Consider the following 12,715-nt stretch of genomic DNA (forward strand, 5'->3'; position numbering starts at 1 on the left):
CTGCCCGGCTCCCCCTCGCGGGGTGCCGGGCAGCGGCGTTCCGTCAGGGAACTCCGGCGCGGTCAGACGTCCGCGGTGCCGCAGGCGCCGATGGCGCGGCCGGCCTCGACGGAGGCGCGCTGGGCGTCGCCGTCCCGGATGGCCTCCAGGATGGTGTGGTGGCCGATGTAGCGCTCGGCGATCAGCTCGGGGCCGACGTCGTGCCGCAGGTGCTCGCGGGTGACCTCGCCGAGGTCGGCGTAGACGGCGAGCAGGACGTCGTTGTGGGCGGCGGCCACCACGGCCTGGTGGAAGGCGGCGTCGGCCTGGACGAAGTCCTCGGCGTCGCCGGAGTGCCAGGCGGCCTCCCGGCGGGCCAGGGCGCCGTCCAGCAGCTCCAGGTCGCGCGGGGTGCGGCGGTGGGCGGCGAGGCCCGCGGCCGAGGTCTCCAGAGCCGCCCGCAGCTCGGCGACCTGGGCCTGGCCGGCGTCGGCGAAGCGGCGGTGCATCACGCCGGCCAGCTCGCTGGTGGCCAGCACGTACGTGCCGGAGCCCTGCCGGATGTCGAGCAGCCCGTTGTGGGCGAGGGCGCGGACGGCCTCGCGGACGGTGTTGCGGGCGACGCCGAGCTGTTCGACCAGGGCGGCCTCGGTGGGGATGCGCGAGCCGACCGGCCACTCCCCGGACGTGATCTGGGCCCGCAGTTGTGCGATCACCTGGTCGGACAGCGGGGTGCGCCTCGGCGAGGACAGCGCCACGGGGACTCCTTGCGGCTACGGCTCGGGTGGGGCCTGGGTGGGAGGTGGCCGGTGGATGAACGGTCGGCACATCATGCCAATTCCAAGGTGCATCAATTCATCCCATCATTCTATGATGCTCTCCATGCCCGCAGCAGACACCACCGCTTCCGCCCGGACCGAGAGCCGGCCGCCGACCGCAGAGCGGCCCGCCGCCTCCGGCTCCGCCAAGTACCTCGGCGTGCTGTTCGCCGTCGCGATCGCCGCCGCCGCCTTCAACCTGCGCCCCGTGGTCACCAGCCTCGGGCCGCTGCTCAAGCAGGTCCGCGACGACCTCGGGATGAACCCGACGCTCGCCGGGCTGCTCACCGCCGTCCCGTCGCTGTGCTTCGGGCTGTTCGGCTTCGCCGCGCCCGCGGCGGCCCGTCGGATCGGTCCGATCGCGGTCGTCACGGCGGGCATGGGCGCCATCACGGCGGGGGTGCTGGCCCGCTCGTTCGCCGGGGGCACCGCCGTGTTCCTGCTGCTCACCGCTCTCGCCCTGGCCGGGGTGGCGGTCTCCAACGTGCTGCTGCCGGTGGTGATCAAGCGGTACTTCCCGGACCGGGTCGGGCCGATGATCGGCCTCTACTCGATGGCGCTGTCCGCCGGCACCGCGCTGGCCGCGGCCGTCACCGTGCCGCTGACCACGTCGCTCGGCGGCGACTGGCGCTACGGCCTGGGCGTCTGGGCCGTCCTGGGAGCCCTCGCCCTGGTGCTCTGGCTGTTCGTGCTGATCGCCAAGCGGGAGCGCGGCGAACGGGCCGAGGGTGCCGCCGCCCCCGTCCGGCTGCCGATCACCCGCAGCCGGACCGCCTGGGCGCTGGCCGGGTACTTCGGCCTCCAGGCCACCGGCGCGTACGTGGTCATGGGCTGGATGTCGCAGATCTTCCAGGACGCCGGCATCGGCGAGGGCACCACCGGGGTGCTGCTCGCGGTCACCATGGTGATCGGCGTGCCGGTCTCCTTCGTGCTGCCCAACCTGGCCGCCCGCCGCGGCGACCAGCGGCTGTTCGTGGTGCTTCTGGCCTGCTGCGGCATCGCCGGGTACGCCGGTCTGGCGATCGCCCCGGCCGGGGGCGCCTGGCTCTGGGCGGTCCTGCTGGGCCTGTCCAACTGCGCCTTCCCGCTGGTGCTGACCATGATCGGACTGCGGGCCCGGTCGGCGGGCGGGGTCGCGCAGCTCTCCGCCTTCGCCCAGGGCGTCGGCTACCTGGTGTCCATCCCGGGCCCGATCCTGGTCGGCTGGCTCTACGGGGCCACCGGCGAGTGGTACTGGCCGCTGGGCTTCCTGTCGCTGCTGCTGGTGCCGCAGATGCTGTTCGGCCTGCGCGCGGCGCGGGCCCGGCACATCGAGGACGAGGCGGTGCACCCGGCGGAGCAGGCCGCGGCGTGACGCCCCCGCCGGGGGTGTGAGGGCGCGCGGGGGAGCGCCGGGCCCCGACGGCCGGGTCAAGACCCGGCCAAGGGGGCGGGGTCGGCGGACGGCGGGCGTGTTCGGAGTGGGAGACTTCCGGACATGCCCGTTCTCGATCCGAACCCCACCGACGGCCGCAAGCAGCTCGGCCGCATCGCCCTCGCCTTCGCCGCCATCGCGGTGCTGGTGTCGATCATTGCCACCGTCGCCGCCACGATGGGCTGACGGACGGCCGTACGCCGGCCGACGCCCCGGTGAACGGGGCATGGTGGCACGGGTCGTCCCTCGGAGTGGCGGCATCCCGGGGCATCGCGCCGCCGGGCCGCTTTTCTGCCAAGCTTGCTGGGTATGAGCGCCGACACGCCCCGCAGGATCATCGTTCTCCGCCATGCCAAGGCCGACTGGCCGAACGGCGTGGACGACCACGACCGGCCGCTGGCCGACCGGGGCCGTCACCAGGCCCCGGACGCCGGCCGCTGGCTGGTCGACTCCGGCATCAGCCCCGACTACGTGCTCTGCTCCACCGCGCTGCGCGCCCGCGAGACCTGGAAGCTGGCGGTGCACGAGCTGCCGCAGCGGCCGCTCCGGACGGTGTACGAGGAGCGGGTCTACGAGGCCAGCCCCGGCGAGATCATCGCCGTGCTCCAGGAGACCCCGGAGGAGTACGCGGACGTGGTGCTGGTCGGCCACAACCCGGGCGTGCTGGGGCTGACCCAGGTGCTGGCCGGGGACGCGGGCGACCGGGACGCGCTGGAGCGGCTGCGGCTCGGGGGCTTCCCGACGGCGGCGATCGCGGTGCTCAGCTTCAGCGGCTCCTGGAAGGGCGTCGAGCCGGGCGTGGCCCAGCTGGTCTCGTACCACACGCCGCAGGACTGACCGCGGGACGTACACGAGGGGCGCGCGGGTCGAATCCGCGCGCCCCTCTGGTACGTCCGCAGGCCCTCTCCGGGCGGCCGCCTCACTCCATCGGCCGCCGGGCGGGCCCTACTCGGTCGGGGTGCCGTGCAGCGCGTCGGCCGCCTCGACCTCCTCGCGGGTGATGCCCAGCAGGTACAGCACGGTGTCCAGGAACGGCACGTTCACCGCGGTGTCGGCGGCCTCCCGCACCACCGGCTTGGCGTTGAACGCCACCCCGAGGCCGGCCGCGTTCAGCATGTCCAGGTCGTTGGCGCCGTCGCCGATCGCCACCGTCTGCTCCAGCGGCACCTTCGCCTGCTCGGCGAAGCGGGCCAGCCAGCGGGCCTTGCCCGCCCGGTCCACGATCTCGCCGACCACCCGGCCGGTGAACCTGCCGTCCACCACCTCCAGGGTGTTCGCGGCCGCGAAGTCCAGCCCCAGCTGCTCCACCAGGTGGTCGGTGACCTGGGTGAAGCCGCCGGACACCACCGCGACCTGGTAGCCGAGGCGCTGGAGCGTACGGATCAGGGTGCGCGCGCCCGGCGTGAAGCGGACCTCGGCGCGCACCTTCTCGGTCACCGAGGCGTCCAGTCCGGCCAGCAGCGCCACCCGGGCCCGCAGCGACTCGGCGAAGTCCAGCTCCCCGCGCATCGCCGCCGCCGTTACCGCGGCGACCTCCTCCTCGCAGCCCGCGTGGGCGGCGAACAGCTCGATCACCTCGTCCTGGATGAGCGTGGAGTCGACGTCCATGACCACCAGGCGCTTGGCCCGGCGCTCCAGCCCGGCGGCGACCACCGCGACGTCCACCCGCTGGGTGGCCGCCTCCTGGGCCAGCGCGGCCCGCAGCTCGTCGGTGGCCACACCGGAGACGGCCAGCTCGACCGCCGTCACCGGGTACTTGGCGAGCCGGAAGACACGGTCGATGTTGCCGTCCGAGGCGGTGATCCGGGAGGTGAGCGCGGAGACGGCGGCGGCGGTCAGCGGGTGGCCGAGCACCGTGACGTGCGAACGGCCCTCACGGCGCGGCCGGTTGTCACCGATGCCGGAGAGGATCTCGGCCTGGAGCTTCTGCTCGTCGGCCCAGCGGTGGACGGTGGCCCGCAGCCCGCCCTCGGCGCCGGGTGCGGAGGGCGGGGTGACCAGGGCGCACAGCGTGATGCGCCCACGGGTGACGACCTGCTCGATGTCGATGACGTCGACGCCGAAACCGGCCAGCGTCGTGAAGAGGCCGGCGGTGATGCCGGGACGGTCCTTGCCGAACACCTTGACGAGCAGGGTGCGCTCGTCCGCGGTCCGGTGCTGGGCGGCGGGGAGGGGCTCAGCGGCCAGGGGCGATGCGTTCATGGTGCCTCCCACGCTACCGGGCGCCCGAGGGCCCGGGAGCACCCGTCCCACCTCGCGGGACGCCGCAGGTCCGGGCTCGGTAGCAGCCTGGTCACAGTCGCCCGGGCCGACTTTCACCGGCGGTCGGCGGGCTGGAATGATTCCCCCGGCAGTCACAGGAACATCGCGGCCCCGGCCGGGGCCACAATTCGGGGGAACCGAGAGAGCGGGGCAGGCGAGCAGTGCCGCAACTCGTCATCGAGATCAACGGACAGCAGCGGACTCTGGAGCCCGGGCGGTCCTACACCATCGGGCGGAACCCGCAGTCGGACTTCACGTTCGACGACGCGAGGGTCTCCTGGCAGCACGGGACCATCGGCTTCAACGGCAGCGGTTGGCAGCTGGACGACCACGGCAGCACCAACGGAACGTACGTGGCCGGTGCCCGCACCCTCCAGGCCCAGCTGTTCCCCGGCGCCGTGGTGAACCTGGGCAACCCGGAGAACGGCCCCCGGCTCGGCTTCTCCGCGCCGGCGCAGGCCGCCGCCCCGCACGCCGCGGCTCCGCAGGCCGCCCCGATGCACGAGGCCGCCACCAGCCGCGGCCCGGCGCCCACGCCCCAGCAGCCCGCCCCGCAGCAGGGCTGGCCGCAGCACGACCCGTACCAGCAGCCGCAGCAGCAGGCCTGGTCCGGTCAGCCGCAGGCCCAGCCGCCGTTCCCGCAGCAGCAGTACGCGCCGCCGCAGGACCGGCCGGCCCCGCAGCAGCAGCCCCAGCCCCAGCACGGCGGCTTCCCGCAGCAGGGCTTCCCGCCCCCGCCGCACGACGGCGGGCCGCAGCCGACCATCATCCGCAACCTGACCTCGGCGATGCGCACCGTCCGGATCGGCCGCGCGCTCGACAACGACATCGTGGTGTCCGACCTCCAGGTCTCCCGCCACCACGCCGAGCTGCGTCAGCTCCCGGACGGCCGCTACGAGATCGTCGACCTCGGCAGCCACAACGGCATCTTCCTCAACGGCCAGCGGGTGCAGCGTCAGCTGATGGGCCCGCAGGACCGGCTGACCGTCGGACACTCCGGCTTCGTGCTGGTCGGCGACCAGCTGCAGGAGTTCGTCGACACCGGCGCGGTCTCCTTCTCCGCCCGCCACCTGACCGTCGAGGTCGACCACAAGGGCGGCAAGAAGGTCCTGCTCGACGACGTCAGCTTCGGCGTCCCGGAGAAGTCCCTGGTCGCGGTCATCGGCCCGTCCGGCTCCGGCAAGTCCACGCTGCTGCGCGCCCTCACCGGCTACCGCCCGGCCGACCGCGGCGAGGTGCTGTACGACGGCCGCAACCTCTACAAGCAGTTCGCCGAACTCCGCTCGCGCATCGGCCTGGTGCCGCAGTCCGAGATCCTGCACCGCGAGCTCACCGTCCGGAAGGGCCTCAAGTACGCGGCCCGGCTGCGCTTCCCCGGGGACACCGAGGCGAAGGAGCGCGAGGCCCGGATCGACGAGGTGCTGTACGAGCTGCGCCTCGACAAGCGCGCCGACAACAAGATCACCGCGCTCTCCGGCGGCCAGCAGAAGCGCGTCTCGGTCGCCCTGGAGCTGCTCACCAAGCCCTCGCTGATCTTCCTGGACGAGCCCACCTCGGGCCTCGACCCGGGCATGGACCGCGAGGTCATGCAGATGCTGCGCGGTCTGGCAGACGACGGCCGCACGATCCTGGTCGTCACCCACTCGGTGGCCGAACTGGCGCTCTGCGACCGGCTGCTGGTGATGGCACCGGGCGGATCGGTGGCCTACTTCGGCCCGCCGGACGAGGCGCTGCACTTCTTCGGGTACGAGACCTGGGCGGACGTCTTCCAGGCCTTCGAGAACTACCCGGACCACGACTGGGCCGGCCGCTACCGCGGTTCGGTGCACTACCAGCAGTACTCCGCCCCGACCGTCGAGGCGGGCGAGGTGCAGCACGTCCAGGTCGCCCAGGAGGCCGTCAAGCCGCCCAAGCCGCAGAGCTGGGGCTCGCAGCTGTGGACCCTGATGCGCCGCTACATGTCGGTGCTCGCCTCGGACCGCGGCTTCCTGGCGCTGTCGGTGCTGCTGCCCGCGGTGATCGGCGCGGTCAGCGTGCTGATCCCCAACGAACCGGGGCTCGCGCCCAACCCGAACACCCAGCTCCACCTCAACAACGGGGCCGCGACGATCCTGCTGATCCTGGCGATCGGCGCCTGCTTCTCCGGAGCGGCCAACTCGGTCCGCGAACTGATCAAGGAACGGGCGATCTACGAACGGGAACGGGCCACCGGGCTCTCCCGCTCGGCGTACATGATGTCCAAGATCATCGTGCTGGGCTTCTTCAGCGTGATCCAGGGCGCGATCATCTCCGCCGTCGGCTTCCTGCCGCGCAAGCTCCCCGAGCACGGCCTGCTCGTCAAGAACCTGCCGATCGTCGAGATGACCGTCGGCATGATCCTGCTCAGCTTCGCCGCGATGATGTTCGGCCTGATGATCTCCGCGCTGGTGAAGACCGCCGAGAAGACCATGCCGCTGCTGGTCATGTTCGCCATCGTCCAGGTCGTCTTCACCGGCTGCCTCTTCCAGATCTTCAGCAAGCCCGGCCTGGAGCAGGTCGCCTGGCTGATGCCGGCCCGCTGGGGCACCGGCATCGTGTCCACCACGCTGGACCTGTCCACCCTCATGGGCCCCTGGAACAAGGACTTCCAGAACCCCAACTACGACCCGCTCTGGAAGCACAGCGTCGCCCAGTGGGCGATCGACGCGGGCGTGCTGATCGCCATCTCGATCGTCATCGGCGTCCTCGTCACCCGGCTCCAGCGCCGGCACGAGCCCGAGGTCATGCAGAAGGGCTGACCCCTTCCCCGAGTCTCCGACGGCAGTCCGACGGGCGGTCCTCCCACCAGGGAGGGCCGCCCCTCCGCGTTCCGGGCGGGCCCTCCCGGGGCGCGGGACCTAGGTCCCCGGACCCGGGTCCGGGGCGGCCGGGGACGGACGCGGCGGCCGTCACGGCGGCGGTAGTTTGGCCGTATGCCCAGCACCACCGGAGACCACCGGGCCCACCACGGCCCGCTGCCCGCCTGCGAACCGTGCCTGTCCGGGATCGAGGCCGTCAGCCAGGCGCTGCTCGCCATGAGCCGGCACCTGGAGGTCCGCGAGGTGCTGCGCCGCATCACCGCCTCCGCCCGCGACCTGCTCGGCGCCGAGTACGCGGCCCTCGGCGTGCCCGACGACCACGGGGGCTTCGCCCAGTTCGTCGTCGACGGCGTCACCGACGAGCAGTGGCGGGCGATCGGCCCGCTGCCCCGGCAGCACGGCGTGCTCGCCGCGATGCTGCACGAGACCGGCCCCACCCGGCTGGTCGACGTCCGCAAGGCACCCGCCTTCGAGGGGTGGCCCGAGGCCCACCCCGACATGGACGCCTTCCTCGGCATGCCGATCCTGGACACCGACGCGGCCGAGGACGAGCCGCAGGTGATGGGCGTCATCTTCCTCGCCAACAAGCGCGGCGGCGGCCAGTTCACCGACCACGACGAGGAACTGCTGCGGATCCTCGCCGCGCACGCCGCCCTCGCCCTGTCCAACGCCCGGCTGTACGAGCGCAGCCGCGAGCTCACACTGGCCGGCGAGCGGGCCCGGATCGCCCACGATCTGCACGACGCCGTCTCGCAGAAGCTCTTCTCGCTCCGGCTCACGGCCAAGGCGGCCGCCAAGCTCGTCGACCGCGACCCGGCCCGGGCCCGCGCCGAACTCGCCGAGGTCGCCCGGCTGGCCGCCGAGGCCGCCGACGAACTGCGCGCCGTCGTCGTGGAACTGCGCCCCGCCGCCCTGGAGGAGGACGGGCTCAGCGCCACCCTCGCCTCCCAGGTGCAGGTCCTCGACCGGGCGCACACCGCCGACGTCGCCTTCGCCGCCGACGGCGTCCGGGCGCTGCCGCCGGCCCAGGAGGCCGCGCTGCTGAGGGTCGCCCAGGAGGCCCTGCACAACGCGCTGCGCCACTCCGGCGCCCGCCGGGTCACCGTCACCCTGGCCGGGACACCCGCGCGCGGCGCCGTGCTGCGCGTGCACGACGACGGGCGCGGCTTCGACCCGGAGTCCGTCCGCCGGGCCGGCCGCCACCTCGGCCTGGCCTCGATGCGCGACCGCGCGGCCGCCGTCGGCGGCACGCTCACCCTGGAGTCGGCCCCCGGTCGGGGGACGCTCGTCGAGATGGAGGTCCCCGGTGCCTGAGAGCACACCGTCGATCCGCGTCCTGCTGGTCGACGACCACCAGGTCGTCCGGCGCGGGCTGCGCACCTTCCTGGAGGTCCAGGACGACATCGAGGTGGTCGGGGAGGCCGCCGACGGGGCGGAGGGCGTCGAGCGGGCCCGTGAACTCGACCCCGACGTCGTCCTGATGGACCTCAAGATGCCCGGCGTCGACGGCATCGAGGCGCTGCGCACGCTCAAGGGGGAGGGCAGCCGGGCCCGGATCCTGATCGTCACCAGCTTCACCGAGCACCGCACCATGGTCCCCGCGCTGCGGGCCGGCGCCGCCGGGTACGTCTACAAGGACGTGGACCCGGAGGCGCTGGCCGGCGCGATCCGCTCGGTGCACGCCGGCCACGTCCTGCTCCAGCCCGAACTGGCCGCCGCCCTGCTCTCCGACGACAGCCCGCGCGCCCCCCAGGGCCGCGGCGGCACGCTGACCGAGCGCGAGCGCGAGGTGCTCGGCCACATCGCCGACGGCCGTTCCAACCGGGAGATCGCCCGCAGCCTCCACCTGTCGGAGAAGACCGTGAAGACCCACGTGTCCAACATCCTCATGAAGCTGGACCTGGCCGACCGCACCCAGGCGGCACTCTGGGCCGTCCGCCACGGCGAGACCCGCGAGCAGTAGCGCGCCGGGGGTGCCCCTCCGCTCAGCGGTCGTCCCGCTCGTCGACGAGGGCGTTGTAGGCGGCCACCTGGGCGCGCCGGGCGGTCCGCCGCAGCGGGGCCAGGACGGACTGCCGGGCCGCCATCTCCGAGGCGCTGACGGCGGCGCCGTGCCCGCCGGAGGCGATGGCGAGCAGGGCGGACACCTGACGGGCCGACTCCAGGACGCGGACGGCCCGGGGCGGGTAGCCGGGGGCCAGCGGCTCGCTGTGGCCGCGCCGGCGGTAGGCGTCGAGGGCGCGCAGGGCCTCGGGCCCGGCACCGGCCACGTCGAGGCGGGTGAGCAGGACGGTCGCCTCCCGCAGCCCCTCCGCCAGCTCCCGCTCGGCCTCGTGGAGCGACGGGACGTCGGCCGGAGGTGTGTCGTTGACCTCATAACAGCGCCACAGCACGGTGGCCGAGCGGTCGCCGGCCGGCCCGTACACCTCCACCTCCGGCACCAGCCCGAGCGGTGCGCCGACGGCCAGCACGGCCTCGCCCGCCCGCATGGCCTGCTCGTTGAAGGCCTTCGGGCCGGTCAGTCCGAGCGGGTGCCCGGCCGAGGGCAGCGCGAGGCGCAGGCCCTTCACACCGAGCACCCGCAGCCGTCCCAGCGCCCAGGTCAGCCCGTGCTGCTCGCCGGGCCCGTCGCCGGGCAGCCCGGTGACCCGGTGGCGCTCGTCCGCGCCCAGGACGGCCGCGGCGGCGTCGTCCGGCGGCACCAGGCCCGCCAGCTGGGCGTTGCCCCACGCGGTGAGCCGCCCCGAACGGGGCTCTTCGTACGGATTGTCGGCTGGAGTCACGAGCATCCGGCCAGCCTACGGAATCGCCGGTCATCCGCGTGGCGTAGGTTTGCCCATGCGTGTGCGGCGCACCCACCCCGTGCCCACCGGCTGCCGGAGTAGGCTCGCCGCCCGCACCGACGGCCGAGAATCTTGTTTTTTGGGGAAGGCATAGGCATGAGCGACGTGCTGGAGCTGGTTGACGTATCCGTGGTCCGGGAGGGGCGCGCGCTGGTCGACCAGGTCTCGTGGTCCATCTCCGAGGGCGAGCGCTGGGTCATCCTGGGACCGAACGGCGCCGGCAAGACCACGCTGTTGCAGATCGCCTCCTCGTACCTGTTCCCGACCTCGGGCAAGGTCACGGTGCTGGGCGAGAAGCTCGGCGAGATCGACGTCTTCGAGCTGCGCTCCCGGATCGGCCTGGCCGGCGCCGCCATGTTCGACAAGCTGCCGGCCGAGCAGACCGTGCTGCAGACCGTCCTCACCGCCGCGTACGGCATGACGGTCACCTGGCAGGAGACCTACGAGCAGTCGGACGAGTCCCGCGCCCTGGCGCTGCTCGACCGCCTCGGCATGGCCAACCTCACCGACCGCAAGTTCGGCACCCTCTCCGAGGGCGAGCGCAAGCGCACCCTGATTGCCCGCGCCCTGATGACCGACCCCGAGCTGCTGCTGCTCGACGAGCCCGCCGCCGGGCTGGACCTCGGCGGCCGCGAGGACCTGGTCCGCCGGCTCGGCGCGCTCGCCCAGGACGAGTTCGCCCCGGCGATGGCGATGGTCACCCACCACGTCGAGGAGATCGCGCCGGGCTTCACCCACGTCCTGATGATCCGTCAGGGGAAGGTGCTCACGGCCGGCCCGATCGACACCGAGCTGACCGCCCGCAACCTCTCCAAGTGCTTCGGCCTGCCGCTGACCCTGGAGCGGCACGGAGACCGCTGGTCGGCGCAGGGTCTGCCGCTGGGCTGAGGCCCCGTCCGCCCGTTCCTGTCGTTCATCCGGACGGCCGTCGGGAACCGGTCGCACGCGCGACCGGTTTCCGCCCCTCGACCTGCGGGAACTGTCCGCCTCGAAGGCCTTCGCTCCCTAGGATGGACATGTGGACAGCTGGATCTGGTGGCTCCTGGCCGCCGCAGGGCTCGGCATACCGCTGGTGCTCACCGCGATGCCGGAGTTCGCCATGTTCGCGGTCGGGGCGCTGGCCGCCTCCGGCGTGGCCGCGCTGGGCGGGGGAGTGGTCCTCGAGACCGTGACCTTCGTCGCCGTCTCGGTCGCCCTGGTGGTCTTCGTCCGCCCGATCGCCTATCGGCAGCTCCGCAGCGGGCCGCAGGTGAAGATGGGCATCGAGGCGCTCCAGGGCGCCACCGCGGTCGTCGCGGAAACCGTCGACGGGGAGGGCGGGAGGATCAAGCTGAACGGCGAGATCTGGTCGGCCCGCGCGCTCCACCCGGGCCAGGTGTACCAGCCTGGACAGCAGGTCGACGTCGTCGAAATCCAGGGCGCGACCGCCCTGGTCGTCTAGGGGAGAGTCCGTGGAACCCGTCCTTATCGTTTTGGTCGTCCTGGTCGTGGTGGCCTTCATCGCGCTGATCAAGACGATCCAGGTCATCCCGCAGGCCAGCGCCGCGATCGTGGAGCGCTTCGGCCGCTACACCCGGACGCTCAACGCTGGGCTGAACATCGTCGTCCCGTTCATCGACCGCGTCCGCAACCGGATCGACCTGCGCGAGCAGGTCGTGCCGTTCCCGCCGCAGCCGGTGATCACCCAGGACAACCTGGTCGTCAACATCGACACCGTCATCTACTACCAGGTGACCGACCCCCGGGCCGCGACGTACGAGGTCGCCAGCTACATCCAGGCGATCGAGCAGTTGACCGTCACCACGCTGCGCAACATCATCGGCTCGATGGACCTGGAGTCCACCCTGACCTCGCGCGAGGTCATCAACGCCGGTCTGCGCGGCGTCCTGGACGAGGCCACCGGCAAGTGGGGCATCCGGGTCAACCGCGTCGAGCTGAAGGCGATCGAGCCGCCGACCTCCATCCAGGACTCGATGGAGAAGCAGATGCGCGCCGACCGTGACAAGCGCGCCGCGATCCTCACCGCCGAAGGCCAGCGCCAGGCCCAGATCCTCAAGGCCGAGGGTGAGAAGCAGGCCGACGTGCTCCGCGCCGAGGGTGAGGCGCAGGCCGCGGTCCTGCGCGCGGACGGTGAGGCGGCCGCGATCCGGACGGTCTTCGAGGCCATCCACGACGGCGACGCCGACCAGAAGCTGCTCGCCTACCAGTACCTCCAGACCCTGCCCGAGCTGGCCAAGGGCGACTCCAACAAGCTCTGGATCATCCCCAGCGAGGTCGGCGACGCGCTCAAGGGCCTCGGCGGCGCCTTCACCGGTCTGACCGGCAACGGCGGGATGAACGGCGGCGCGGTCGCGGCGCCCACCATTCCGCAGGCCGCCCCGGCGGCCACCCAGGTGCCACTGGACCCGGCCTCCGGCCCGCGGCCGGTGGACACCGAGAAGGGCGCCGCCCGTCCCCGGGTGGACCCGGCCCGGGAGTACCCGAAGATCGACCCGGAGTGACCGACCCGGAGTGACCGACCTGGAGTGATCGACCCGGGATGACCGGATCGGAGTGACCGGT

The 12,715-nt window shown here is 73.0% G+C and carries 12 protein-coding genes; 9 read left to right on the top strand and 3 right to left on the bottom strand.

Going from position 1 to position 12,715, the window contains the following annotated elements; all coding sequences use genetic code 11:
• Nucleotides 1-62: 62 nt before the first annotated feature.
• Nucleotides 63-737: a FadR/GntR family transcriptional regulator gene (locus tag ACFU6K_RS14180; protein ID WP_380663014.1), complete on the bottom strand. Its 675-nt coding sequence runs from the start codon at nt 735-737 to the stop codon at nt 63-65.
• Nucleotides 738-852: 115 nt separating this feature from the next.
• Between ACFU6K_RS14180 and ACFU6K_RS14185 the strand changes: the two genes are divergently transcribed.
• The 3 genes from ACFU6K_RS14185 (at nt 853) to ACFU6K_RS14195 (ending at nt 3,048) form a co-directional block, all read left to right on the top strand.
• Nucleotides 853-2,151, top strand: coding sequence for a CynX/NimT family MFS transporter (locus ACFU6K_RS14185; RefSeq protein ID WP_380663026.1), 1,299 nt, complete (start codon nt 853-855; stop codon nt 2,149-2,151).
• A gap of 123 nt (nt 2,152-2,274) precedes the next feature.
• Nucleotides 2,275-2,397, top strand: a complete 123-nt coding sequence (locus ACFU6K_RS14190; RefSeq protein WP_255357429.1) for an SGM_5486 family transporter-associated protein — start codon at nt 2,275-2,277, stop codon at nt 2,395-2,397.
• 123 nt (nt 2,398-2,520) lie between these two features.
• Nucleotides 2,521-3,048: a SixA phosphatase family protein gene (locus tag ACFU6K_RS14195; protein WP_380663016.1), complete on the top strand. Its 528-nt coding sequence runs from the start codon at nt 2,521-2,523 to the stop codon at nt 3,046-3,048.
• Nucleotides 3,049-3,156: 108 nt separating this feature from the next.
• On the opposite strand, the gene serB is transcribed toward ACFU6K_RS14195, so the two are convergent.
• A complete protein-coding gene (gene serB, locus ACFU6K_RS14200; RefSeq protein WP_380663018.1) occupies nt 3,157-4,413 on the bottom strand; it encodes a phosphoserine phosphatase SerB in 1,257 nt (418 codons plus the stop codon).
• 221 nt (nt 4,414-4,634) lie between these two features.
• Between serB and ACFU6K_RS14205 the strand changes: the two genes are divergently transcribed.
• From ACFU6K_RS14205 to ACFU6K_RS14215, 3 genes are all read left to right on the top strand, one after another.
• On the top strand, nt 4,635-7,250 hold the full coding sequence (locus tag ACFU6K_RS14205; RefSeq protein ID WP_380663019.1) for an FHA domain-containing protein: 2,616 nt from the start codon (nt 4,635-4,637) through the stop codon (nt 7,248-7,250).
• 276 nt (nt 7,251-7,526) lie between these two features.
• Nucleotides 7,527-8,624 carry a GAF domain-containing sensor histidine kinase gene (locus ACFU6K_RS14210; RefSeq protein ID WP_380663028.1) on the top strand — a complete coding sequence of 366 codons (1,098 nt, stop codon included), beginning with the start codon at nt 7,527-7,529 and terminating at the stop codon, nt 8,622-8,624.
• Complete coding sequence (locus ACFU6K_RS14215) at nt 8,617-9,273, top strand: response regulator (protein ID WP_380663021.1); 657 nt, start codon at nt 8,617-8,619, stop codon at nt 9,271-9,273. Before ACFU6K_RS14210 ends, ACFU6K_RS14215 begins: the two co-directional genes overlap by 8 nt.
• 22 nt (nt 9,274-9,295) lie before the next feature.
• Here the strand turns inward: ACFU6K_RS14215 and ACFU6K_RS14220 are convergent, their stop codons facing one another.
• Nucleotides 9,296-10,099, bottom strand: a complete 804-nt coding sequence (locus tag ACFU6K_RS14220; protein WP_380663022.1) for a hypothetical protein — start codon at nt 10,097-10,099, stop codon at nt 9,296-9,298.
• 150 nt (nt 10,100-10,249) lie between these two features.
• Here ACFU6K_RS14220 and ACFU6K_RS14225 point away from each other — a divergent pair, with 150 nt between their 5' ends.
• The 3 genes from ACFU6K_RS14225 (at nt 10,250) to ACFU6K_RS14235 (ending at nt 12,654) form a co-directional block, all read left to right on the top strand.
• Nucleotides 10,250-11,041, top strand: coding sequence for an ABC transporter ATP-binding protein (locus ACFU6K_RS14225; RefSeq protein WP_049652103.1), 792 nt, complete (start codon nt 10,250-10,252; stop codon nt 11,039-11,041).
• Between the two features lie 130 nt (nt 11,042-11,171).
• Entirely contained in the window at nt 11,172-11,594 is a 423-nt protein-coding gene (locus ACFU6K_RS14230) for an NfeD family protein (RefSeq protein WP_049652104.1), read from the top strand.
• Between the two features lie 10 nt (nt 11,595-11,604).
• Entirely contained in the window at nt 11,605-12,654 is a 1,050-nt protein-coding gene (locus tag ACFU6K_RS14235) for an SPFH domain-containing protein (protein WP_380663024.1), read from the top strand.
• Nucleotides 12,655-12,715: the final 61 nt, after the last annotated feature.

This window comes from Kitasatospora sp. NPDC057512 (assembly GCF_042802135.1).
Classification (GTDB): domain Bacteria; phylum Actinomycetota; class Actinomycetes; order Streptomycetales; family Streptomycetaceae; genus Kitasatospora.